The organism is Arcobacter iocasae (assembly GCF_042214795.1).
GTDB lineage: Bacteria > Campylobacterota > Campylobacteria > Campylobacterales > Arcobacteraceae > Arcobacter > Arcobacter iocasae.
Map to the genome: position 1 here is coordinate 2950916 of NZ_CP090177.1, position 25109 is coordinate 2976024.

The window sequence follows — 25109 nt, forward strand, 5'->3', positions numbered from 1 at the left end:
TATTATAAGTATTTTTAATTGAATATAGGATTAAAACTTAAGTTTAATACTATTTATAAATAATTTAACCAACCATTTAAGGAATGTTTTTCATTTATTAGTGTCGTACTATCTCCATGTCCTGGGTGTACTTTTAAATCTTTTTCCCAAGATAAAACTTTTTTAATGCTCTCTTTCATATTTTGAGGACTTGAAAAAGGAAAGTCTACTCTTCCAATTGTACCTTTGAAGATAAAATCACCACTAAAAAGATTTCCATTTATTTCTATGGCAGAACAACCTGGCGTATGACCTGGGAAAAAATGATATTTTACAATTGTACCATCAAAATCGAATTCTTCATCTTCATTTACTAAAACATCTGGATGGCTGGGTGTCATGCCAAATCCATATGGATCTTTTTCAAGCATAAAAGCATCATCTTTAGGACAATAAATTTTTAGCCCAAATTGGCGACTTACTTCATGATTTGACCATACATGGTCAAAGTGACCATGTGTATTTAATATAACAACAGGATTTGTTACATTTTGTTTTATCCATTCAATTGCATCTACTCCTGGATCTATTATAAAATCTTTATTATCAACTGTTGCTATATAACAATTTGTTTGATATTCTCCCATTGGTTTTCTTTTTATATCCATTTTAAACCTTACTTAGATAGAATCTATTTTTGTGATTATATCAATTTAGAGGTAATAAGTGAATTATTTTAGGGATTTAGAAGAGATTTTGTTAACAATTAATCCAAATGAAAAGTTTAGAAAATTTGATTGTTTTTATAAAGAATTTTTAAATGAAAATATAGATTTTAGTAACAATTATGTAATTATGCCATTAGAGGAACCTTCATATAAAAGTTTTATGAAAATAGTTCTTCCAAAAAATGTAAAAATAAGAAAATATTTTGATACAAAAGAGGGTAAAGGAAGTCTTCTTCACACAATAGCACATATTGAATACAGTGCTATTGATTTGGCTCTTGATGCAGCTTTGCGCTTTAAAAACTTACCAAAAGAGTATTATAAAGATTGGTTAGAAGTTGCAAGTGATGAAATAAGACATTTTTTAATGATAGAAGAGATTATGAATAAAGTTGGTTATAAATATGGAGATTTTGAAGTGCACACAAATCTTTTTGAAGCTATGAAAAAGACAACAAACCTTGTAGAAAGAATGGCTATAGTTCCAAGATACTTAGAAGCAAATGGACTTGACCAAAATCCGAAAATCATGAAAAAACTAGAATCAAATCCCGATGAAATAAATAATGAAATTCTTAAAGCACTTAATATTATTTTAGAAGAAGAAGTCGACCATGTCTATAAAGGAGACAAATGGTTTAAGTATGCTTGCGAAAAAGAGAATTTAGATGTAGAAAATACTTACTTAGAACTTCTTGAAAAGTATTATCCCGGTAGTACACAGGGAAAAAAACCTGATATGAATTTTGAAGCTAGGAAAAAAGCTGGATTTTCTTGTGATGAATTAAAAAGATTATCAAATAAAAGTGACTGTGCATAACACAATATACACTTTCACTTTTATTCTTGAATTGTCCAAATAAGTTTATCTTTCGTATATCCCAAAGCTGGTAAGGAATCAAGTATTTTATTTAAAGTTTCTTTATCAAGTTTTTTTGTTCTAGAAAGAATCCATAAATACTCCCTTGATGGTTCACCTATTAATGCATATTTATAATCTTTATCAAGCATCAAGACCCAATAATTACCATAAAATGGTCTAAAAAAATTTACTAGCTGACTCATTTGTAGTATATGCAACTCCTGTAGCTTTTGTCTTTTCATTTGTATCAATTTTTTGACATGAATTAACTACTTTAATTTTATTGTCATCTCTTAGAGTATAATTTGCACTTACATTTTTACAGCCTTTTTCAAAAAAATGCTCATACCTTGCTATTTCATACCAAGTTCCAAGATATCTATTAATATCAACTTTTTTGACAGTTTTTAATGGTGCATATTTACTAGAACAAGCTGTAAAAAGTAAAAGGATTGATAGGAGTAGGGTGCTTTTAAAAATAGTGTTCATAAAATTTACCTTTATATTTTTTTAAATTATAATTAAATAAAAAATACTTTTGTATTTGTTTTATGTAAGTTCAAATTTGTTTTAAAAGAATTCACTCATATAAGTTCTATATATTAAAGGAACTTGGCTTTGTTGTAATTTTTTATTTTCACGCTCTTTTATAGAGACAGCATTAAAAAAACTTTTCCATAGTTTTTGAAACTTCTCTTCATTTTGGGAGTAAATAGGAGTTTCAAATGAAGATATATTTTCTATACTTACATTCATATCATTTTTAACAAAAGCAATTTCTCTTTTAACATCATGAATTATAAAATTTTGATTATTAAACCTTTTTATAAAGTGTTTTGCTAAAAAATAAAGCACATTGAAATTGCAGTCTATTTTTGCATATAAACACCCATCCTCCAGCTCTTCAAATCTTGTATAAGCATACATTCTATGTACATTCTTAAATAACTCTTTTTCAAGGTTATTTATATAAAACACACAAGAATTATTTATATTAAATAGCTCTTTTTGATTTTTAAATCCTATTATTATAAATTCTAAAAGCTGTATCTCAAAATCTTTTTTATCACACATGAAAATATTTAAAATCTTTTGAAGCATATTTTTTGGAAATATTCTTTTTATAGAATCAAGTACTTTTTGAGAATTTTCTTTTTTAGTTTCTATATATTTTATCTCATCAAATAATATCTCTTCTGGTAAACTTTTATAAATATTCTTTGGCTTGAATTTATCATAATAAACACTATATATCAAAGATAAAAAGCCCTCAAAAGTACCATCATAAATCAAAATCACAATTCACCACTTACTGCACTAAAGTCAAATAAACTAGGTTGTACGAGTTTTTTTCTTTCAGGTTTTAAAAGTGCTGTTTTAATAGAATCCCTATAAAATGGTATTTGCCTTTGAAACTCTTTATTACAAGTTATAAAATAAAGAGCTCTTTTTAGAGATATTTTAAGTTTTTTTAAATCATCAAACCCAAGTCTTTTAAATCTTCTTGCATTTAATATCTTTTGCACAGCTCTTGCCCCAATTCCAGGTATTCTAAGAAGTTCTTCTCTTGAGGCTTTATTTATCTCCATTGGAAAATACTTTAGATTATTAAGTGCCCAAAATGTTTTGGGATCTAAGTTTTCATCTAAATTTGGAAATTCATCTGTTACTATTTCGTCCCAAGAAAAATCATAAAACCTAAGTAGCCAATCCGCTTGATAGAGTCTATGTTCTCGAACAAGTGGTGGTTTAGTTACTATTGTGGGTAAGTTTTTATCATCATTGACAGGAATATAGGCACTATAATAGACTCTTTTTAATAAAGCTTTATCATACAAAGCAGAGCTGAGTTTAAGTATGTCTCTGTCACTCTCAGGAGTTGCACCAATTATTAATTGCGTACTCATTCCTATTGGTTGTTTTCCCTTTTCTAGGCTTAAATCTCTTGCATATTTTAAAGGTTCTAAAACCTTTTCTTTTGTTTTATTTGGGGCTAAAAGTTTTAGTGATTTATCACTTGGAAGTTCTATATTTGAGCTTACTCTATTTGCTAATTTTACTATTTGTTCCACTAATTCCATACTTCCACCTGGAATTAGCTTCACATGAATATATCCATTGAACTTATACTCATATCTAAGTATTTTTAGTGTTCTTAAAATCAAAGTCATGGTATGGTCTTCATTGTCTATGATTCCAGAACTTAAAAAAAGACCTTCGATATAATTTCTTTTATAAAAATTTATAGTAATATCAGCTAACTCTCTTGGTGCAAAAGCAGCCCTTGGGATATCATTTGAAACTTTATTTATGCAATAAGCACAATCATAAATACAATAATTTGTAAGTAATACTTTTAATAATGAAACACATCTTCCATCTGCTGTGTATGTATGACAAATCCCACTTGAATGGCTAGCTCCAAGTTCACCTATTTTGTGGTTTTCTTTTTCTCCACTTGAGGAACAAGAGACATCATATTTGGCACTATTACTTAGTATTTCCATCTTTTCATAAATATCTTTTCTCATTTTTACATTTTATATAAAAATAAAGCTTATCCTTAAAAATATATCAATTTGTAATGAAAAGGTTTTATAAAAAGTTTTTAATAGGCAATTTTCCTAATTATCTCTGCACTTGGTTTTGCATAATAATAACCTTGCACATAATCAACTCCAATTTCTTTTACCTTATTTAACTCTTCAATTGTTTCAACACCTTCTGCTAGAAGTTTTATACCATTTTCATCTGATATTTGTCTAAGAGCTTTGTAAATAGACTGTTTCATAGTGTCATTTTGTATATTATCTATTATATTTCTATCTACTTTGATAATATCTGGTTTGATATCTATAATCATATTTAAAGATGAATATCCTTCTCCCACATCATCTAAAGCAATTAAAAAACCTTTTTCCCTATAAAAATTAAGAATATTCTTTAAGTGACTTTTGTCTTCTACTTTTTCTGTTTCAACTACTTCAAAAATTATATTTTTTGGATCATAATCTAGTTGTTTCGCCCATTTAACAGTAGATTGAAGACAAAATTCAGGATCATATATAGAAGTTGGTAAAAAGTTAATAAATATTTTTTTATTTACTCTTTTAGTTGCAGCTGTCTTAAGGGCTGTTTCTCTACATATTTGATCGAGTTTAAAGTTTGTATTATTTCTAGTTGATTTTTTGAAAATTTCATCTGGGTACATTAGTGTTCCATCTGGATAAACACCTCTTATTAAAGCTTCATATCCAAAAATAGAGTTTTTTTTCATGTCAATAATTGCTTGAAAATGTGAGGTAAAACTTTTACTATATAAAATATCAAAAAAAGAAGCATCTTTTATAAAATTTAGATATAAAAAAAGTGGTTTTGATTTTAATACACTATTGATTGTAAGTGGATGTCTATGGTTTTCTATAAAAACTCTTATCTCTTTTTGTTCTTCTTCAGAAAATTTTTCTATTAAGAAATCAGCATTTTCTTCAAAAAACAGATTTGGGTTTAAGGAAACAAAAGAGCATATATTCTCATCTATATTTGTCTCTAGTCCTAACTCATTTATATACATCTCTGATTTCTTTAATAACTCATCTATATTTGAAATAAGATGAATAGTTGATTCACTTCCACAAATATTAAATTCTTCTTTACACGAACATTGAATCATGATATCTCCTTTTATGGTGCTAATCTATTTATTTTCCAATTATTTTCTTCATTTATACTATATTCAAATCTGTCATGTAGTCTATCTTTGCCACCTTGCCAAAACTCAACAACTTTTGGTTTTATTACATATCCACCCCAAAAAGAAGGAAAAGGAATCTCACCTTTTACAAACTTGTTTTTTATCTCATCAAATTTGGCTTCAAGTAGACTTCTTGAACTAATAATTTCACTTTGGTGAGAAACCCAAGCTCCTATTTGACTCCCTTTTGGACGAGAAAGGAAATATTTCAAAGAGTCAGTTTTACTAATCTTCTCAATTGTCCCTTCAATTTTAACTTGTCTTTCTAAGCCTAACCACGCAAAATGTACAGCTGCATATGGATTTTCCTCTATTTGCCAAGCTTTTTTACTTTTGTAGTTTGAAAAAAACACAAAACCATTTTCATCATACAGTTTTAATAAAACTGTTCTAATTGATGGTTTCATGTCTTTTCCAACCGTTGCCAAACTCATAGCATTTGGTTCTAAAATTTCAGCACTTAATGCTTGTTCAAACCATAGTTCAAACTGTTTAATTGGAGAGTCTAATAAATCCTCTCTTCTCAAACCTTTTGTTGTATATTCTTGTCTTAATTTAGATAAATCTTTCATTATATTTCTTTATTGTTTTATGATTGTAATAACTAATTCTCCAACCGTAAAACCAAACTTTTTCATTTTTGAATGATTTATTATTATACCATCTTCTTGTAAATGTAACCAATCTTTTACATTGATATCAAGAGTTCCACTTCCATAAGGAACTCTCATCGTATAGTCCATCATAACAGTATTTCCTAAGCTTCTTAAAACTGCATCACCAACTATATCAGAAGCAATTCCTATGTATGTACCATCTTTTTGGGGAGTTAATGTCCAAACTCTTGTTTGTTTTGTACCATCACTATAAACAAACTTTTCATCTAATGTCCCAACTCCATTTTTATCCCAAGAACCATTCATATCAGCCTTGAAGCTTTTTATGATTTTTCCACCCATATCTTTTACTATCCCATAAGCTTTTAAATCTCCATTAAAATAATCTTTTGGAATAAACACTGGTTTTGTATCTTTAAAGTCACTCATTTTCATAGAAGTACATCCTGTTATTAAAAAAGTTAAAACGATAAGTAAAGTATATTTTATAAATTTCATGCTACTAATCCTTTGTTTAAATCTATATTTTGATCTCTTGTTAGTGTAACTTGTACTAAGTTTACATTTCTAGTTAAAAATGCAGCTTCACAATAATTAAGATACATTTCCCACATTCTTAAAAAGTACTCATCAAATCCTAGTTTTTTTATCTCTTCTTTTTTATTTAAGAAGTTTTGATACCAGATATTTAAAGTCTTTGCATAATCTTCTGTAAACTCTTCCATATGTAATAAATTTAGGTTTGTATATTTTGTAGTTGTTTCTAATATTTTAGAAACACTTGGCAAATGTCCACCAGGGAATATATATTTTTGAATAAAGTCTGTACTATTACTATAGTGTTTATATCTTTGGTCTGGCATTGTTATTATTTGTAAAACAACAACACCACTTGGTTTTAGTAATGATTCACACTTTTTAAAGAAAATATCAAAGTACTCTTTTCCTACAGCTTCAAACATCTCTACAGCGATAATTGCATCAAATTTACCTTCTAAATCCCTATAATCTTTTAGCAAAATATCTATGCTTTCTTCCACTTTATGTTCTTTAAACTTCTCCTCACAAAGTCTTTTTTGTTCAGTACTAAGTGTTATTGTTGTCACTTTACACTGTTTTTCTTTTGCTAAATGTAAAGCCATAGATCCCCAACCAGAACCAATTTCTAGTACATTGTCACCTTTTTTGAGATTTAGTTTGTTTGCAAGGTGTTCTATTTTTCTTTTTTGAGCTGTATATAAATCTTCATCTTTATCTTTAAATATTGCAGCTGAATACATCATTGTATCATCCAAAAATAGTTTATAAAAATCATTTGATAAATCATAATGCTCTGAAATATTTTTTCTTGAATTCTTTTTTGAATTCTTCCTTAAAAGATGTTTTACTTTATTAAAATGAGGAAGAAGATTCATAAGAAAGTTTTTTGCATTGTCTTCACTTTTTATTCCTATGTGTTTTGAGTTTAATAAAGCAAGTTTAATAAGGTTTGTTAAATTATTTACAGAAAATTCTTTATTCATATAACTCTCTGCAAAACCTATATCTCCATAAAAAAGAAGATTTTTAAAAAAACTATAATCATGTATTTCTAAAGAAACTTCTTCTTCTAATTTGTTTCCATAATATTTTATTTGATTATTTGGGTAGGTTACTTTTAAATTACCTATTTGAATTTTTGATAATAAATTCTCACCAAATTTATGCCATAACTTTTTCACTAGTATCTCCTTATTTGATCTTCTTTTGTAGGCTTTTTCCAAACTAGTCCCAATCTTTTTAGTTTTATTGATTGCCAGATTGTTCTTGTTACTACAAAAAAAGTTAAAAATGTATGTTTAAAAAATAGTTTTAAAACATTTTTTGATGAAAACTCCAATGAGTTTCCATTAAAATATGCGCAAAGTACTCTATTTTGATTTTCATACAAATCGATTTTTATTAGCATAGAGTTTTCTGTGTACTTAAAAGTAAATTCATAATCTCCAACTCTATTAAAAAAAGGAGAAACATACATATCTTTTTTCACTATTCCTTTATATTTATTTCCTTTCATCTCTTCTAAATCAAGATTATAAATGACTCTACCACCATTGTAATTATGTACTTCTGCTAAAAGTTTACTTGGTTTATTGTTTTCATCATAGATAATTATAAGGCTTAGTGGATTAAAGACAAAATTCATAATTCTAGGAAGTGTTACAAAATGCATTCTTGAAGATTTTTCTACATTATGGGCTTTTAAGAGATATTCTACATTGTCTAAAAAACTTTTCTTTTGCCCAAAATGATCTTTCGATAAAAAAGAGAATAAATTAAACTTATTAGTTGAAAATAGAGTGTTTTTTAATGAATTAATATCACTTAAATCAATATCTAACATAAAAAATTTATACTTAAAACTATGTTCAATTGGTAAAAATCTTTTATGATATATTATTCCATCAAAAAATTTATGACTCATAATCCACATCCTAACTCTTGTGCAATAGTATTAGCACTCCATAAACCATCTTCATGGAAGCCATATCTCCAATAAGCTCCGGCAAAATATGTATTATTTACTCCATTTATTTCATCTCTTCTTTTTTGCATATTTATTGCATTCATATCAAATTGAGGATGAGCATATTCAATTTTTTCAATAATATTTTCTACACTATCTATTTCATTTAGAGAGACAAAATAGTCTTTTTTACTTTTTAAATTTTGCAATCTATTTATCCAATATGACAAAGTGGCATTTTTACTATTTTCATAACTTTTATAATTCCAAGCTGCATAGATTTTTTTATTTGGATATAAAACATTATTATCATTGTGAAGTAGGGCACTATTATTTTTATATTTAAAAGCACCTAATATCTCTTCTTCAATAGAAGTTGAATCTTTTATTAACTCTAAAGCCTCTGGAGCATGCATTGCAAATATCACTTTGTCATAGCTTGATTTTGAGTTATCTGAATGATGTAAAATGACTTCATTCCTCTCCCTTGTAACAGCGATAACATCAGAGTTTAAGATAGCTTTTCCTGAGATTTTTTTAATGATTTTGTTTACATAATTTATACTTCCATTTGATACAGTTAGCCATTGATGGTGACTATTAACTCCCAATAATCCATGATTTTTGAAAAAATTTATAAATGTATAAGCTGGAAAGTCATGCATTTTATCACTAGGTGTTGACCAAATAGATGCACCCATTGGAATCAAATATCTATTTTTAAATGCTTCTGAGTAGTTTGCTATATATTCCCCTAAAGACTTGTTTAATTGGGGTGAATTTATTTCTAAATCAAAATTTGCTCTTTCATTAAAATTTAATATATCTTTTATCATTTTGTAATGAGTTGGAGAAAAAAGATTTTTCTTTTGGAAGAACATTCCTTTTAATGATTCTCCATTATAAGCTATATTTGATTTTGTATCCCAAAAAGCAAAACTCATATCTGAGTTTTCTATTTTTACATCAAGATCCTCAAATAGTTTTGTAAGAAGAGGGTAGGTTGCATGATTAAATACTAAAAAGCCAGTATCAACTCCAAATTTTTTACCATCATCTTCAACTTGAGTTGTTCTAGCATGTCCACCAAATCGATTATCTTTTTCATATAAATCAACTTCATGTTTATTACTTAGTAAATAAGCACTTCCAAGTCCACTTATTCCCCCACCTAATACAGCAATTCTCATATTTAACCTTTATGAATGATTTGAGTAAATTAGTTTTGATGTATCCATAAAACTATCTAAGAATTTTAAAATCTTATTTAACTCATCTTTTTTTATATTTTTTGTTTTACTCATAATCCAAATATTTTCTAAATCACTACTTGCCATTACAGCAGTTTGATAATCATTTAGGTAAATGATTCTATACTCACTTGTAAATATTAAAAAATATGTCATATCTATTTTTGACATAGAATCTTTTTCTTTTGGAACTGCTTTCCCTTCGTACTGAATAATATTTTGAGTATCATATTTGTCATAGCACCTATTGAAGACTTTAAACTCATTGCTATCAAGTAGTTTATACTCAACAGTAGGTGCTAGACAATTTTTCTCAAAATAATTATATGTGCGTGCAATCTCAAACCAAGTTCCACTAAAAAGTTTAGGGTCAACAAAATTGACACTTTGAGGAGTCTTTGAATACAAAGACAAGAAAAAAAATAATAACATAAATATTACACGCATATTAAATTCCTAAACTTTTATTAATACAATTATATAAATAGAGTAAATAGTTTAATAGCTAGTTTTTGTCATTTCATAAATTAATATTGGTCTTTGTACCTTTTTATAAAAAGAACTGCTAAAAGTTTAAGAAATATTGGAAGAATAGAATAAAGTATAATTAGGGTGTTTAAAGCTAAATTTGAGATATTATTAACATCAAAACCAACAATTTCTAAGACAATAAAAGTAATAAATACAGCCAAGGCTAAAGATAGTTTTGTAATCATATTCCAAAACCCAAATAGTACTCCAGATATTTGATTTCCTAAGGTTTTTGATTTTTGAGCGATATCTGATTGAATAGATGCTGGTATTGCCATATCAGCACTTAGACTTATTCCTGTACAAAAAGATATGATTCCAAATAAAATATAGTTTTGCTCACCTAAAAATGGAACAAATGAGAAAGATACAACTGCAAAAAGAATTGAACTTATCCAGACTTTTTGTTTATCGATTTTTTTAGATAAATATATCCAAAAAGGCAAAGCAATTACAGCTGATAAAAAATAAACTAATAAAAGAGCTCCTGTATATTCTGGCGTTTTAAGTACTAATTGCACATAAAATAAAAACAAAGTTGCTGGAATGGCATTTGCTAGGTTGTTTAATATAAAAGCTATAAAAATATTATTTGCTTTTGAAAAATCTTTTTTAAACTTTTTCAAACTATCAAAAAAAGCTAAGGTTTCGATTTTATTTTTATCTTCTTTAATAAATAAAATAAAAATTAATATAACTATAGGAAAAACTAATAAAGAAGTTTTTAAAAGTAAATTCAGACTCTCTTTTGCATCTTCAGATATATTATAAATATAAGGCAAAAGAAGTGCTATAACTACACCAACTATTGTAAAAACTTCCCTTGAAAAAGATAATTTTGTATTATCATGATAATCTTTTCCAAGTTCTGCATTTAAAGCAAGATAGGGAATATTTATAAAACTCCAAGAAATATAAGTAAGAGCTGAGAAGAGAAATAACCACCAAAAGGAGTTTGAACTAGTAGGGTGAATAAGAAAATAAAAGCTAAAAAGTAAAATTATACTTCCTCCAGCTATTAAATAGCTTTTTTTTATTTTTTTATCACTAATAAGTCCAATAAAAGGGTCACTAATCATATCAAGTAATCTTGATAAAAAAAGTGCAATACCCACAAGTGCAATATTTAACCCCACTTCATTTACATAAAAATTTGGCAAATAAATATATATAGGAAGTCCTAAAAAAGCTATTGGAATAGCTAATATTCCATAAGCAATCTTCTCAAATATTTTATTCATGCTTTTAGCTTATTTTTTATATATTTAATAATATATTTTAAAATAGGTATTTTTTCATAAATATTTACCCCACTATCCCAATAATCAATATGTGAGACAACTTTGCCTTTTGAAGAAAACTCAACTCTACTTACTCCTATGAATAATTCATACTCTTTACTTGCCTTTGAAGTTTTATATTTAAAAATCCATCTAAGATAAGAGATATTATCTTTTGTAATTATTTCAGTAACTTTAAAACTTGGTTCTTCTAGTGTTTCATACATATGATTAAAGATTTTTATTAAAGAGCTTAAGTCATTTATTTTTTGGAAGGGATCTTCAAAATAAATATCTTCTGTAAATATTATTTTATAATCATTTATATTTAAGTCTCTATTTAAGTTTTCAAAAAATAAAGCATAATTTTGAGCATGTTGTTTGTAATTCATTTTAATAACTTTTTATTTATTGAAAGTGATATTTTATAAGGTAACATTGCCATTAGTCTTAAAAAAAGAGATATCTTAAAAGGAAACCTTATCTCAAAAGAGTATTTTTTATTTATTCCTTCATAAATATTTTTTGCAGCAACTTCGCTAGTAATTAAATCTGGCATTTCAAAATCGTTTTTTTCTGTCAATCGAGTTTTTACAAAACCATGATTGATAATTTGTATTTCAATGTTTTTTACGATAAGTTCTGCTTGAATAGATTGGGCAAAGTTTACAAGAGCAGCTTTACTTGCACTATATCCTCCCCCATAAGGAAGACCAAAATAGCTTGATAAACTTGCATTAAAAACTAATCTCCCAAATCCTTGTTTCTCATAAAATGGAACAAGTGTCGTAGTTACTCTTAATGCTCCTAGATAATTAATATTAGTCATATTTTCATAATGCTTAATATTCCAATTTTCCATAGACATTACTTCGTAAACTGCTGCATTAAAAATAGTTATATCTATTGTATCAAATATGCTAAAAGCATTTTTAACAGATGATTCTACGCTTTGTGTATTAGATACATCAATATCCAGCAGATTTAGTTTATTGGGGTATTGTTTTTGTAAAGCCAGTATTTCTTTTGATGATTCTATTGTTCTAGATGAGGCTATTATTTTATAATCTTGTTTTAAATATATATTTAAAAGATCTAAGCCAATTCCACTACTAGAACCTATTATCCAAATATTTTTCATAGTTAAACCTTTATTTTGAAGTTTAACTATGTTTTTTATTTTTTTGTATGCTTTATATGTTAGTTAATAAATCATTTCAAATCAACAAGAGGGTAGTTTTCAATAACAAAATCAATATCTTTGTCCCCTCTACCACTTAAATTGACTAATATTGTCTCTTCTTTACTTAAAGTAGGTGCTAATTTCATAGCATATGCAACGGCATGGGCAGATTCAAGTGCAGGAATGATACCTTCTAGTTGTGACAACTTATAAAAGGCATTAACAGCTTCTATATCATCACATAGTCCTACTTTTGTTCTTCCACTATCTTTTAAAAATGCATGTTCTGGTCCAACCGATGGATAATCTATTCCACTACCTATTGAGTAAACAGGGGCAGGTTCACCTTTTTCGTCTTTTAACATAATAGAATTAAATCCATGCATAATTCCTTCACTTCCATATGTTAAGCTAGCTGCATGTTCACCTAAGTTTTCACCTCTACCTAAAGGTTCAACTCCATATAAATTAACCCCTTCATCATCAATAAAGCCTGAGAATATTCCCATAGCATTTGAACCACCACCAACACAAGCTATTACATAATTTGGAAGTTTGTTTTCATGACCCCAGAATTGTTCTCTAGCTTCAATTCCAATTATACTTTGAAAATCTCTAACCATCATAGGAAAAGGATGAGGACCTACAACTGAACCAATGCAATAAATAGAGTTATCAGTATCAGCTAAATATGCTTCAAAAGCTGAATCAACTGCTTCTTTTAGAGTTTTTAAACCATGGCTTACTGGTACTACTTTTGCACCCAGTATTTTCATTCTAAGTACATTTGGATGCTCTTTTTTTATATCAACTTCACCCATATGAATCTCACACTCTAGTCCAAAATATGCAGCTGCAGTTGCAAGGGCAACACCATGCTGTCCCGCTCCTGTTTCTGCTATAACTTTTTTCTTACCTAAATGCTTAGCTAATATTACTTCAGCCATACAATGATTTAATTTATGAGCTCCTGTATGGTTTAAATCTTCTCTTTTTAAATATATCTTCGCACCACCACAAAATTGCGTTAAATTTTTGGCATATGAAACAGGAGTGGGTCTTCCTTGATAATGTCTTCTTACATATTTTAACTCATTTAGAAATTCTTCTGAGTTTTTAATTTCATTATATGCTTTAGTAATTTCTTCAAATGGTTTTATTAGTTGTTCTGGAATATAAGAACCACCAAATCTACCAAAATACCCTTTTTCATCAGGATATGAACTTAAATATGACTCTTTCATTTTTACCTCATTTTTTTAATTACTGTGTGTATTATAAGTAAATAGGAGTTAAATAAAGATTATATTATTTAAGAGGTATTTCAATAGTTACTTTAGTAAAAGTACTTTTATAATTTTCTATATCTATATTACCATTTAAGTTTTGTGTTATGATTTTATGGGTCATATACAATCCAAGACCAGTGCCTTGAGATTTGTGTTTTGTAGTAAAGTATGGTTCAAAAATTTTATCTATAATTTTAGTATCTATTCCTCCTGCATTATCTATTATTTCTATAACTGCAAAATTGCTGTTTTTTATATAAGTATTGATTTCAATGTTTTTTTCTTTTATATTATTTTCAATTAAAGCATCTTTCGCATTATTTAGCACATAAAGTAAAGATTGATTTAACTCATTTTCATTTGAGATAATTTCTATATTGCTGGTTAAATTATTGATTATTTTTATTTTATTTTCAATAAAACTATTATTCAATATATTTAAAGTTTGTTTTATACATCTAGATAAATCAAACTTTTTAATAGTTTTTTCTCCATTTAAATAATTTTGAAAATCACTAATTATTTTAGATAAATATTGTGTTTTTTCTTCTATTTCATCTATCGTTTCAAAAAACATTTTTTCATCTAATTGATTATACTCTTTTTGAATTTTTAATCCTGTGACAGCAGTAGAAATAAAGCTAAGTGGCTGTCTCCATTGATGTGCAATATTATTTAACATTTCACTTAAGCTTGCAATTTTTGATTGTTGAATCAAAAGTCTTTCTCTTTGTCGTATCTCTGTCATGTCAATAGTTGATAATATAATTGTATTATTATTTTCAAAAAGTATATTCTTAGCTTTAAGCATAATAGGGAATGTTATGTCTTTTGAATTTCTAGCATTTAATTCAATTGAATTATTTCTTGCTTCTTCTATTATCAAATCTATATTCTTATCTAAAATAAAAAGATTTTCTATAGGAAAATTCAACAATTCTTCTTTCGTATATTGAAACATTTTAATAGCTTGATTATTTACAAAAATAATTTTTTTATTTTTTAAAATAAAAATACCATCAACTGTAAAATCAAGTAAACTCTTAAAACTTTCTAATGAAAGTTCAAGTTCTGATTTAGCTAAATTTAACTCTTTTTGATATTTAGTTAATTGTCTATTTTTGTAAATAATTATAAAAAATATGATTATTATAGGAATTAAGATTTTAAACATCAGTTCATAATCAAAAGGTTTAACAAATTTCAAGTCTAACCATTTATTATATATAGTCTCTTTTTCTTCTAGTTTTTGACTATCTAATGCTTTATTTATAATGTTTTTTAAAATTACATAATCATCTCTTATCATTACTTGTAAATTATAGTCAATATTAGTATTACCTGAAATTTTAAGATTGTGTAAACTATTTTTTTTGATATTATAAGCAAGCACTGGCATGCTATCTACTACTGCAAATACTTTATGAGAAGAAACAAGTTCTAATCCTTGTTTTATATTATCAACAAAGACAAAATTTAAATATGGGTAGTTTTCATGAAGTAGTTTATAAGCAGTATAGTTTCTTCCAACTGCTATTTTCTTACCCTTTAAAGATTCAACACTAGGTATATAGTTTTGATCTTTTGTTGTAACAATTCCAATAGGAATTTTAAAATAAACTTTTGAGAAAATTGCATATTTTTCTCTATCTTTTGTTTTTGAGGTTGTAACAATAACATCTTGAGTTTTATTTTTAATCTCATTTAAAGATTTATAAAATTTATCTTCAGTTTTATATTCAACTTTTAAATTTGTTTTTTTTACTATGTTATACCAAAAATCAAATCCTAGTCCATAAGCTTTTCCATTGTCAATAAAACTAATTGGTGCCCAATTAGTTGTAAAAGAGACTCTTATTGTATGATTTTGAATAAATTCTTTTTCTTCTTTAGTTAAATATATCTGATCTTTATTTGATTCCCATTTATCATTAAGATATTCAAGTTCATCAGGAGTAATGCTTCTTATTGCTTTATTTAATCTTTCAACTAAATCTGGACGATCTTTTCGTACTCCTAAATAAATATTTTCATTAAAACCTTTTATTTTAGGGATTATTGAAGTTTTGAGTGTATTTAAAAATGTATTATTAATATAATATTTTGCAGTAAGATTATACTGGATTGTTGCATCAATTTTCTGATTTTTTATATCTGTAAATATATCATCCAATGAATTATAAAATCTGATTTTTATTTCAGGAAAGTTTTTTTGTACTAAATTTGTAATAGCCCAATCTTTAATCATTCCAATAGTTTTATTACTTAATGATTTTATATCCTTTAACTCAAGTCTATTAGTATTAGATACAATTGCTAATCTTTGTTTTAAAAATACATCTGTAAATAATAAGAATTCTTCTCTACTTTTTTTGTACAAAACTCCGCTTAATACATCTATTTTTTTTGATTTTAATTTTTCAATATTATTTGACCATTTATCAGGTAAAAATATAGGTTCAAAATTTCCTTTTTTAGCTAATAAGTTAATATAATCAAGAATATAACCTTTTGGTATTTTATTATCGTAGAAACTATAAGGAATCCAATTTAAATCAGAAGAGAAATATATATTTTCTTTTTTAGTATCTTCATTTATTGAATTTGCAAAAGTAATAATAACAAAGAGTGAGACTAATAATAAATATTTCATAATAAAGTCTTTTATTAATTTTTATTTCTATTAATTGTAACAGTAAAATATAAAATAAAACTAAATAATTATTATTTAGTTTTAATATTAAAGCAAGGAGAGTTCCTTACTTTATTTAAACCACTTTCTTACTTTATCAAACATACTTTCAAAATTTCTTTCATGTGGTTTACTTTCTATTCCAAAACTTTCTTGCAGTTTTTCTAATAGTTCTTTTTGTTCATCATTTATACTTTTTGGGTATTTGATTTTTATTTGAACTATTAAATCACCTTTTCCATATCCTTGAACAGATTTGATACCTTCACCTTTGAATTTAAATTGTTCTTTGTCTTTAGTACCTATTGGAATATCAAGTGATAATTTTCCTCTTAATCCAGGAATTGTAATACTATCACCAAGGGCAACCTGTGTAAAAAATAGTGGAACTTCAATATAAATATCATCATCATGTCTTATAAAATGAGGATCTTCTTTTACATTTATTTGTAAATATAAATCACCTCTTGTACCATCAGGAGCTATATTTCCTTTATTTGACACTCTAATTCTATTTCCATCATTTACACCTTCTGGAATATCCACACTAAATTTCTCTTCATGAGTCTCATATCCTGTTCCAGAACATTTTTTACATTTTTTAGCTACTGATTCTCCACTTCCATTACAAGTAGGACATGTTTGTGCAAATGTCATAAACCCTTGTCTTGTGTGAACTTGTCCTTGACCTGCACAAGTTTTACAAGTAGATAATTTACCATCTTCTGCTCCAGTTCCTTTACAAGGCTTACATGCAGTTTTGTATTTGTATACAACATCTTTTTTAGCACCAAAAGCTGCTTCATTAAATTCAACTTTTAATTCAACACCAATATCTAAATTATAGCTATATGTTTTCTTTTGTCTTCTGCTTTGACCACCGCCAAAACCAGATTGACCAAACATTTCTTCAAAAATTGAACTTAAATCATCAAATCCACCACTAAAGCCACCTCTACTTTGTCCACGACCTTCTAATCCAGCTTTACCATATCTATCGTATAAAGCTCTTTTTTCTTCATCACTTAAAACTTGATAGGCTTCATTTATAGCTTTAAATTTCTCTTCAGCCTCTTTATCATCAGGGTTTTTATCAGGATGGTATTTCATTGCCATCTGTCTGTAAGCTTTTTTTATAGTACTTTTATCAGCGCTTTTTGTCACTTCTAATAATTCATAATAATCTATGTCTAACAAAGTATTTCTCCTCAAATTATTTTAAAAACTCCGCGATTTTATCTAATTAATCATAAATCTTTGATATAATCGCCAAATGAAACTTGGATTAAATAAATTTTACGACTTAGTAGACGCATTTGAAAACTTACCAACAATAGGTAAGAAATCGGCACAAAGACTTGCTTATCATATTATTATGAATGATAATTATTGTGGGATTAAAATTGCACATAGTATTGAAAATGCACTAAAGTCAATAAGAAAATGTTCAAAATGTGGCTGCATGAGTGAACATGAGATTTGTGAAATTTGTTTAGATGATGAGAGAGAGTCTAGTTTTATTTGTGTTGTTCAATCAGCAAAAGATATTTTTACGATTGAAGAGTCAAAACAGTTTAATGGAAAATATTTTGTAATATCTCACTTAGATGAAATAGTACTTGACCAATTAATCTCATATGTTAAAACAAATAGAGTTAAAGATGTTCTTTTTGCTATATCTCCTTCATTATCTAATGATGCTTTTATTTTATTTATTGAAGATAGATTAAAAGAATTTAATATAAATTTCACAAAAATAGCGCAAGGTGTTCCTACGGGAGTTAGTTTAGAAAATGTTGATATCTTATCATTAGCAAAAGCAATTCAAAGTAAAGTATTAATTTAAAATGGAAGAACGAATTATTTGTCAAAAATGTGTATACTATTATGTTACATGGCAAGGTGGAAGAGCTCATGGTTGTAAGGCATATGGCTTTAAATCGCAAACACTACCAAGTACAGTTGTAAAAAATTCTAGTAGATTAGACTGTAAATTTTATCAAAAAAAACCAAATACAAAATAGGAAATTTTATTGTCATTTAAAGAGCATATACTATATTTAGAAATTAACAAAATAAAGATTTTTAGATATGTACTTGCTAATGAAGAAATTTTAAATATTCTTGATAAATATGAAATCAGCATTGATGATTTTATAAAAAAACTTTTAACAAAAACCCTTGAAAATATTATTTTAAATCTTAAAGATGAAAAAAACACTCTCTCCTTCCTTTCAAATTTCAAATTTACTAAAAATGATTATTTTTTGATATTAAGAAGTTTTAAAAACTCTATATATCTACATATGAAAAATCAAAAACTTGATGATTATATTTTTAGAAAAACGATAGATGAAATATTTGATTACTTTTATATATATTTACTTAATGAAGATAATACTAATGAAAAAGTAGAAGTAAAGATAGAAGACACAAAAAGAATAAATTATTTATTAACTCTTTTAGATGAAAATTTACCTTTAATTGATATCTCTTTTGATGGGAAAGCTATAGAGTCAAGTAAAAGTTTTGATGAACTTTTTTTATATAAAGATAAAAAAAGCTCAGAACTTAATATTTTAGATTTAATAATGTATAAGAAAAATGCTCAAAATTTTTTAAAAGAGATACTAAAAAATAGGACTTTTAGCGATGAGATAGAAGTCCAAAAATGTGATAAAACAGTTTTTTGGGCAAATATAAAATCTGAGAAAAAAGAAGATACAATCACACTTATTTTTAAAGATATAACTTATAAAAAGAATTTAGAAAAACAGAAAAAAGCCTTTTTAGAACAATCAAAAACAGCAGCTATGGGTGAATTAATATCTATGATAGCACACCAATGGCGACAACCTTTACAAACTGTTTCAATACTAGCACAAAAGTTAATTATAACAAAAGCAACAGATGGACATGTTAATAATGAAATCTTAGAGAAAGCAGTTAAAGATATAGATATTCAATTATCTTATATGTCAAGAACAATTGATGATTTTAGAAACTTTTTCAAACCAGAAAGTAGTAGTGTTATTTCAAAACCTAGTGCTATTATAGAAAAAGCAATAAAGTTTTTGCACTATGTCTTGACTATAAATAATATTGACTTTGAGTTAGATATAAAAAAAGACTATGAAATAAATATAATTGAAAACAATCTAATTCAAGTACTAATTAATATTATTAAGAATTCTATTGATGTACTTTTAGAAAGAAATATACAATCAAAGAAAATAACAATTAGATGTGATTTTAACGAAAATTATGTAATAATTGAAATCGAAGATAATGCAGGCGGAATACCTAAAGAAGATCTAAAAAAAGTTTTTGATTCATACTATACAACTAAGAATGATGAAAAAGGTACCGGTCTTGGATTGTATATGAGTAAAATTATTATTGAAGACCATAGCTTAGGGAAATTAAGTGTTAAGAATGGTTCAGATGGTGCATTATTTAAAATTGAATTACCAAAGGAATAGGAGTTAATATTGTTATATGAGGATTTAAAAATTGCTACAAAATCTTTAGGATTTTATACTATTGAAGATTTTGCAAAATATATAGGTGTTACAACATCAGAAATTTTAAAGTGGGAAGAGAAGGATGAAGTACCTTACACAATCTCTTTTATTGTTCATTTATTAAAGGGTGAAGAAAAACTGCCAGAAAGTACTAGTTTAGATACTTTAGTAGAAGAGTGTTTACCTCTTGCAACTTTATTAGAAGAAGCATCTAGTTTTCCCCATAAATTAGAAGAGATGTTTTTATTACAAAAAGAGTTAAATGACTCAACAAATGGTAATAACTGGGAATTAGGAACTAACAAATATGGTAAAGAGATTAATTGGTTAAGATGTATTCATATGGAAGTTTCTGAACTAATTGAATCAACTCCGTGGAAACACTGGAAAAATATCAATGCAGCACCGGATATGAATAATATCCATGTTGAACTAGTAGATATTTGGCACTTTTTAATGTCTTATATTTTACAAGAAACAAATATTCCAAAAGCCGTATCATTGGTAAATACTCATTGTATTTATGAAGCAAATAGTGAAGTAGATGTTAAACTTATGGTAAAAGAATCTGAAAAACTTTCTTATATCGCGTTTGCAATCCAAACAGGCAATATGCCATCTTTTTCTGGAATAGAGCGATTTATTGACCAATATTTTAGATGTTGTAAAATCTCTGGATTATCATTTACTTGGTTACAAAAACTTTATATTGGTAAAAACTGTTTAAATAAATTTAGACAAGATAATGGTTATAAAGAAGGAACATATATCAAAGAATGGAATGGAAAAGAAGATAATGTAATTATGGTATCAATATTAGAAGAGTATGAAAATATTGACTTTAATCTTTTATATACAAAACTAACAGAAGCTTATTCAAAACTGTAAAGAGATATTCTCTTTACAGTAAAACAAATAATGATTAAATCAAAAGAATTTAAAACAGCACTTAAAGTATCAATTCCTGTTATGATGGGCTATTGTGTACTTGGATTTGCCTTTGGATTATTAATAACTAGTTTAAATTATCCTTGGTATTTAGCACTTTTAATGTCTGTATTTATTTATGCAGGGGCATTGCAGTTTTTAGCTATTGGTTTTTTTAGTTCAAAATTAGGATTGCTTGATATCTTTATTACTTCTATTTTTGTAAACATAAGACAATCTTTTTATGGCTTATCAATGCTTAAAAAGTTCAAAAAATCAGGAAAACTCAAACCTTATTTAATATTTGGACTTACTGATGAAACCTATGCTTTACTTACAAGTATAAAAGATGATGAACAATTAAAGAAAAAATATTATTACTTTTATTTGTGCGGGCTTAATCAATTTTATTGGGTAATAGGGACACTCTTGGGAGCTGTTTTTGGAACAAATATATCTTTTGATACCAAAGGTTTAGATTTTTCATTAACAGCACTTTTTGTTATCTTAGCTATTGAGCAATATAAAACAAATAAAAATATTACACCTTTTGTAATTGGAGCTGTTACTTCTATTTTGGCAATTATTTTAGTGCCAATAAACAATATGCTTATATTTGCCATTGTTTGTTCTTTGCTAGGTATGTTTATTCTTAGAAAAAGGCTAAATAATGACAAGTAATGAAATATATTTAGCAATAGCAGTAATGGCAATAGCAAATTATATTACAAGAGTATTTCCTTTTTTATTTTTTGTAAAACACGAACCACCAGCTTGGGTTGTGTTTATTGAGAAAAACTTTCCACCAATAATTATGACTATTTTGATATTTTATACACTTACAAGTGTAGATTTTAAATCAGCTCCTTATGGGTTAAAAGAACTTCTAGCCATAGGGTTTACAATATTTTTACACCTAAAATTTAATAATTATTTGGTGTCAATTATATTAGGAACTCTTTTTTATATGGGACTTGTGCAGTTTTTTATCTTTTAAGGTACTAATAAAACTGCACTATTACACAAGTCATCACTTTCAAATTTTGTAATATCTCCAGCTTTTAATCCTGGAACGGGAAATAATCTTACAGTTAATGGTTTATTTAATCTAAATGCCATTGTTCCTGTATCTCTACAAATATCAGCAATCTTTTCAATGCTAGTATCTCCAACAATCGGAACAGTATCAAGGCCTATTCCACAAACAGATGAATACGTAAGAAGTGAGCGTATCTCAAACTCATTATTTTTTGTGGCAAGTGCCAAGCCTTCATCTTCAACAACTGCTAACATTAGTCCAGAAAAACCAATAAGCTCACAGCCTTTTTGACTTTTAAATACTTTTGTTAAAAGTGCTGAAGCTTCAATAGTACCAGAAGCTCCAAAGTATGGAACACCCAAAAGTTTATACACATCTACCATAGATGAACAGTTTTTAGAAGGAGCAGCTGATGTATCAATTCCTGCAAATTTTCTTTTAAAGTCATGTTTAAAGTTATTAAGAATTTTTAAAACATCATTTATATGATATTGTAAAGAATTACTCATGATTTCATATGAATTTTGCCATTTTTTATTATGGTCTTTTTCTTCAGTTAGACTTTTTAAAGCCTCCACCAATAAATCAGGAGTTTCAAGTCCTAAAGCAAAACAATCTTCATCGCTACTATTATGATAAGAAGCTGGAAAGTAGGGGATTAATGGTTTACAATTATAATTTATAGTAAAGTTAAAATTACCTTCACCATTTGGTGTTATTTTAGCTATTTCTTTGACTACTTTTGCACATTCCAAGGTCTTAACTGCATCTGGAATTCCCAAATCATCAACTCCAATATTAACACAAACATTACATAAGTCTCCAAATTTTTGGACTAGTATTGGCAACATTTGTATTTCATTTGAAGTTTTTGCTTCACCTATTGCAAATCGTATTCTAATATCTGGCATAGAATCACTTTTTAATAAATCAGATAAATACTGCATATCTTTAATAGCATTTTCTAAAGTTGATGTATTAAGATACTCTCCAAAAGCATTTGTTACTATTCTTATACTCTGAACTGTATATCCATTTTGGTTAAACTCTTTTGATAAATCTCCCCCAAATAGGGCAGCTTTTTTGATTTTATCTTCCCAAGTTGATTTATCTTTTGTAAGAGTTAAAAAAGAGGTTATTGTTCTTATTTTACATAAATCTTTATTTTTTAAATTGCCATTCATTATTTTACTAAAACTCTTTTTGATGTATCAAAAACCATTTCATAGTATCTGTTATTATTAAATTCAAACTCTTGAATAACATCAAGTCCTAGTTTTCTTTTATGGGCTGCATAAGAACGCTCATTGATTACATTTACAAAAGTTACTAAAATAGGGTATCTTTTAGACATAGATTCTAAAGCAAAATCAAAAAGTTTTTCTAAAAGTCCACTTCCTCTAACACTTTTATCAATACACACAGGTCCATATTGATAAGAATTGTTTACTGTTAAAGTTTGTCCTAAATAGTTAAGTTTTGGTAAATCTTTTATCATATGAACAAACATTGGCCATTTTGACCAAAACTGCCATGAAGCTGACATAACATATCCTAAAACTTTATCATCTTCAACTGCTATAAATAAGCCTTGCTCTTGTTCAATAAGTGCTGTAAGTTCTTCTTTTGAAAATCCTGTAGTTACAAAGCCATCTTTTTTATCATCTTCTGCTATAGTTGCTAATTGGTATTTTGAATGTAGTTTTAAAATATTTTCTATATCTTTAATTTCTGCTATTTTTAATTGCATTTTCTTCTCCATAAAATTAATAGTGTAAGTATACAATCAAAAAAAAATATTTTCATTAACCTATGTTAATTTTTCATCTCTTTTCTAATTCTTGATAGGGCAACATCAGTAATACCCAAATAAGAAGCAATATGATAGTTTGGAACAGCATCTTCAATCATAGAATAATCACTTAAAAACTTCTCATAACGCTCTCTTGCATTTAAAAGTAAAAAATCAGCTTCTCGTCTCTCTTTTTTAATCACAAGATTTTCATAAATTCTTAAAAGTAAATCATTCCATTGTTTATATTCAATGCCAAGGTCTAAAAGCTTTTTATATGGTATATATAAAGTTGTAAAATCACTTAACACTTCTACACTAAAAGGAGAAGGTATTCCATGTGATACTGAAGCTATACTACTTAAAAGATGTCCTTGTTTCTCTGCAAAAGATTTATTGAATTCTTTTCCATCTTCTGTAAGATAATAATATCTAGCTAAGCCTTCAATCAAAAAATAAAAGTCATTTACTTCATCATCTATATAAAAAAGATGTTCTCCTCTCTTTAATCTCTTTGTTTTAAAATAGGGCTTTGCTAATTCCCAATTCTCTTTAGAAATAGAAGAGATATTATTAAGTATTGGGTATAAGATATCAAGTTGTTTATCTATAGTCATTTTTATACTCTACATAATGAGCTGCATGTTTAATCAACTTGTCAACATCTTCTTTTGTTAACTCTTTTACTACTTTTGCAGGGCTTCCCATAATCAAACTTCTTGGAGGAAATACTTTTCCTGAAGTTACAAGAGAATTTGCTCCTACTATGCTTCCTGCTCCAATTATTGCATTGTCTAATACTGTAGCACTCATTCCTATAAGACAATTATCTTCAATAGTACAACCATGAAGCATAACTTTATGTCCAATAGTTACATTATTCCCAATTATTGTTTTTGTATCAACATCAGTATGAATACATGATAGATCTTGGATATTTGTTTTTTTACCAATTTTTACTTCATTTACATCTGCTCGAATTACACAGCCAAACCAAACTGATGAGTCTTCATCAATACTTATATTTCCAATTAAATCTGCACTTGGAGCTATCCAAGCACTTTTGGCAATTGTTGGATAGAACTCTTTAAACTTTAATATCATATTTATACCCTATAGATAATTTTAATTTATTATATCTATAGAAAGTAAAAGC

General features: G+C 27.0%; 29 protein-coding genes. 7 read left to right on the plus strand and 22 right to left on the minus strand.

The features are described 5' to 3' along the window. Positions 1-53: 53 nt before the first annotated feature. Positions 54-647, minus strand: coding sequence for an MBL fold metallo-hydrolase (locus tag LXN10_RS14655; RefSeq protein WP_375723725.1), 594 nt, complete (start codon positions 645-647; stop codon positions 54-56). A 58-nt stretch (positions 648-705) separates the two neighbouring features. Here LXN10_RS14655 and LXN10_RS14660 point away from each other — a divergent pair, with 58 nt between their 5' ends. Next, entirely contained in the window at positions 706-1527 is an 822-nt protein-coding gene (locus LXN10_RS14660; RefSeq protein WP_375723726.1) for a ferritin-like domain-containing protein, read from the plus strand. A gap of 20 nt (positions 1528-1547) precedes the next feature. Here LXN10_RS14660 and LXN10_RS14665 read toward each other — a convergent pair whose 3' ends face one another. The 17 genes from LXN10_RS14665 to dnaJ form a co-directional block, all read right to left on the minus strand. Then, positions 1548-1772, minus strand: a complete 225-nt coding sequence (locus LXN10_RS14665; protein WP_375723727.1) for a lipocalin family protein — start codon at positions 1770-1772, stop codon at positions 1548-1550. Beyond that, positions 1747-2058 (minus strand): lipocalin family protein, encoded by a 312-nt coding sequence (locus LXN10_RS14670; protein WP_375723728.1) that lies wholly within the window; start codon positions 2056-2058, stop codon positions 1747-1749. The genes LXN10_RS14665 and LXN10_RS14670 overlap by 26 nt, the downstream gene beginning before the upstream one ends. A gap of 81 nt (positions 2059-2139) precedes the next feature. Beyond that, positions 2140-2868 carry a TIGR03915 family putative DNA repair protein gene (locus LXN10_RS14675; protein WP_375723729.1) on the minus strand — a complete coding sequence of 243 codons (729 nt, stop codon included), beginning with the start codon at positions 2866-2868 and terminating at the stop codon, positions 2140-2142. Continuing rightward, positions 2865-4100: a putative DNA modification/repair radical SAM protein gene (locus LXN10_RS14680; protein ID WP_375723730.1), complete on the minus strand. Its 1236-nt coding sequence runs from the start codon at positions 4098-4100 to the stop codon at positions 2865-2867. The genes LXN10_RS14675 and LXN10_RS14680 overlap by 4 nt, the downstream gene beginning before the upstream one ends. 77 nt (positions 4101-4177) lie before the next feature. Beyond that, positions 4178-5242, minus strand: coding sequence for an EAL domain-containing protein (locus LXN10_RS14685; protein ID WP_375723731.1), 1065 nt, complete (start codon positions 5240-5242; stop codon positions 4178-4180). An 11-nt stretch (positions 5243-5253) separates the two neighbouring features. Further along, positions 5254-5895: a pyridoxamine 5'-phosphate oxidase gene (gene pdxH / locus LXN10_RS14690; protein ID WP_375723732.1), complete on the minus strand. Its 642-nt coding sequence runs from the start codon at positions 5893-5895 to the stop codon at positions 5254-5256. Between the two features lie 9 nt (positions 5896-5904). Further along, positions 5905-6438, minus strand: coding sequence for a DUF3833 domain-containing protein (locus LXN10_RS14695; protein ID WP_375723733.1), 534 nt, complete (start codon positions 6436-6438; stop codon positions 5905-5907). After that, positions 6435-7661, minus strand: a complete 1227-nt coding sequence (locus tag LXN10_RS14700; protein WP_375723734.1) for a class I SAM-dependent methyltransferase — start codon at positions 7659-7661, stop codon at positions 6435-6437. Before LXN10_RS14700 ends, LXN10_RS14695 begins: the two co-directional genes overlap by 4 nt. Further along, complete coding sequence (locus LXN10_RS14705) at positions 7661-8404, minus strand: DUF1365 domain-containing protein (RefSeq protein ID WP_375723735.1); 744 nt, start codon at positions 8402-8404, stop codon at positions 7661-7663. The genes LXN10_RS14700 and LXN10_RS14705 overlap by 1 nt, the downstream gene beginning before the upstream one ends. Then, positions 8401-9636, minus strand: a complete 1236-nt coding sequence (locus tag LXN10_RS14710) for an NAD(P)/FAD-dependent oxidoreductase (protein ID WP_375723736.1) — start codon at positions 9634-9636, stop codon at positions 8401-8403. The genes LXN10_RS14705 and LXN10_RS14710 overlap by 4 nt, the downstream gene beginning before the upstream one ends. 9 nt (positions 9637-9645) lie before the next feature. Then, a complete protein-coding gene (locus LXN10_RS14715; RefSeq protein ID WP_375723737.1) occupies positions 9646-10143 on the minus strand; it encodes a lipocalin family protein in 498 nt (165 codons plus the stop codon). 80 nt (positions 10144-10223) lie between these two features. Continuing rightward, positions 10224-11468: an MFS transporter gene (locus LXN10_RS14720; RefSeq protein WP_375723738.1), complete on the minus strand. Its 1245-nt coding sequence runs from the start codon at positions 11466-11468 to the stop codon at positions 10224-10226. Beyond that, the gene (locus LXN10_RS14725; RefSeq protein ID WP_375723739.1) at positions 11465-11899 is read right to left on the minus strand and encodes a nuclear transport factor 2 family protein; all 435 of its coding nucleotides are present in this window, start codon (positions 11897-11899) and stop codon (positions 11465-11467) included. Before LXN10_RS14725 ends, LXN10_RS14720 begins: the two co-directional genes overlap by 4 nt. Continuing rightward, entirely contained in the window at positions 11896-12648 is a 753-nt protein-coding gene (locus tag LXN10_RS14730) for an SDR family NAD(P)-dependent oxidoreductase (protein ID WP_375723740.1), read from the minus strand. The genes LXN10_RS14725 and LXN10_RS14730 overlap by 4 nt, the downstream gene beginning before the upstream one ends. Before the next feature lie 71 nt (positions 12649-12719). Then, on the minus strand, positions 12720-13934 hold the full coding sequence (gene trpB / locus LXN10_RS14735; protein ID WP_375723741.1) for a tryptophan synthase subunit beta: 1215 nt from the start codon (positions 13932-13934) through the stop codon (positions 12720-12722). Positions 13935-13998: 64 nt separating this feature from the next. Then, a complete protein-coding gene (locus LXN10_RS14740; RefSeq protein WP_375723742.1) occupies positions 13999-16632 on the minus strand; it encodes a transporter substrate-binding domain-containing protein in 2634 nt (877 codons plus the stop codon). 111 nt (positions 16633-16743) lie between these two features. After that, on the minus strand, positions 16744-17868 hold the full coding sequence (gene dnaJ / locus LXN10_RS14745) for a molecular chaperone DnaJ (protein ID WP_375723743.1): 1125 nt from the start codon (positions 17866-17868) through the stop codon (positions 16744-16746). A 76-nt stretch (positions 17869-17944) separates the two neighbouring features. Between dnaJ and recR the strand changes: the two genes are divergently transcribed. Genes recR through LXN10_RS14775 form a run of 6 tightly spaced genes read left to right on the plus strand, consistent with a single transcriptional unit; the run spans position 17945 to position 22119 of the window. Further along, the gene (gene recR, locus LXN10_RS14750; RefSeq protein WP_375723744.1) at positions 17945-18517 is read left to right on the plus strand and encodes a recombination mediator RecR; all 573 of its coding nucleotides are present in this window, start codon (positions 17945-17947) and stop codon (positions 18515-18517) included. Position 18518: 1 nt separating this feature from the next. Beyond that, positions 18519-18695 (plus strand): uracil-DNA glycosylase, encoded by a 177-nt coding sequence (locus tag LXN10_RS14755; protein WP_375723745.1) that lies wholly within the window; start codon positions 18519-18521, stop codon positions 18693-18695. A gap of 9 nt (positions 18696-18704) precedes the next feature. Further along, the gene (locus LXN10_RS14760; RefSeq protein WP_375723746.1) at positions 18705-20153 is read left to right on the plus strand and encodes a sensor histidine kinase; all 1449 of its coding nucleotides are present in this window, start codon (positions 18705-18707) and stop codon (positions 20151-20153) included. Positions 20154-20162: 9 nt separating this feature from the next. After that, complete coding sequence (locus tag LXN10_RS14765) at positions 20163-21083, plus strand: dUTP diphosphatase (RefSeq protein WP_375723747.1); 921 nt, start codon at positions 20163-20165, stop codon at positions 21081-21083. Positions 21084-21113: 30 nt separating this feature from the next. Then, a complete protein-coding gene (locus tag LXN10_RS14770) occupies positions 21114-21803 on the plus strand; it encodes an AzlC family ABC transporter permease (RefSeq protein ID WP_375723748.1) in 690 nt (229 codons plus the stop codon). Beyond that, positions 21793-22119, plus strand: coding sequence for a branched-chain amino acid transporter permease (locus LXN10_RS14775; RefSeq protein ID WP_375723749.1), 327 nt, complete (start codon positions 21793-21795; stop codon positions 22117-22119). Before LXN10_RS14770 ends, LXN10_RS14775 begins: the two co-directional genes overlap by 11 nt. Here the strand turns inward: LXN10_RS14775 and LXN10_RS14780 are convergent. From LXN10_RS14780 to LXN10_RS14795, 4 genes are all read right to left on the minus strand, one after another. Further along, on the minus strand, positions 22116-23345 hold the full coding sequence (locus LXN10_RS14780) for a DUF711 family protein (RefSeq protein WP_375723750.1): 1230 nt from the start codon (positions 23343-23345) through the stop codon (positions 22116-22118). The two genes, LXN10_RS14775 and LXN10_RS14780, sit on opposite strands and share 4 nt — an antisense overlap. Beyond that, on the minus strand, positions 23345-23911 hold the full coding sequence (locus LXN10_RS14785; protein WP_375723751.1) for a GNAT family N-acetyltransferase: 567 nt from the start codon (positions 23909-23911) through the stop codon (positions 23345-23347). The genes LXN10_RS14780 and LXN10_RS14785 overlap by 1 nt, the downstream gene beginning before the upstream one ends. Positions 23912-23976: 65 nt before the next feature. Continuing rightward, positions 23977-24570: a Crp/Fnr family transcriptional regulator gene (locus tag LXN10_RS14790; protein ID WP_375723752.1), complete on the minus strand. Its 594-nt coding sequence runs from the start codon at positions 24568-24570 to the stop codon at positions 23977-23979. Beyond that, positions 24557-25057: a gamma carbonic anhydrase family protein gene (locus tag LXN10_RS14795; protein ID WP_375723753.1), complete on the minus strand. Its 501-nt coding sequence runs from the start codon at positions 25055-25057 to the stop codon at positions 24557-24559. The genes LXN10_RS14790 and LXN10_RS14795 overlap by 14 nt, the downstream gene beginning before the upstream one ends. Positions 25058-25109 lie beyond the last annotated feature (52 nt).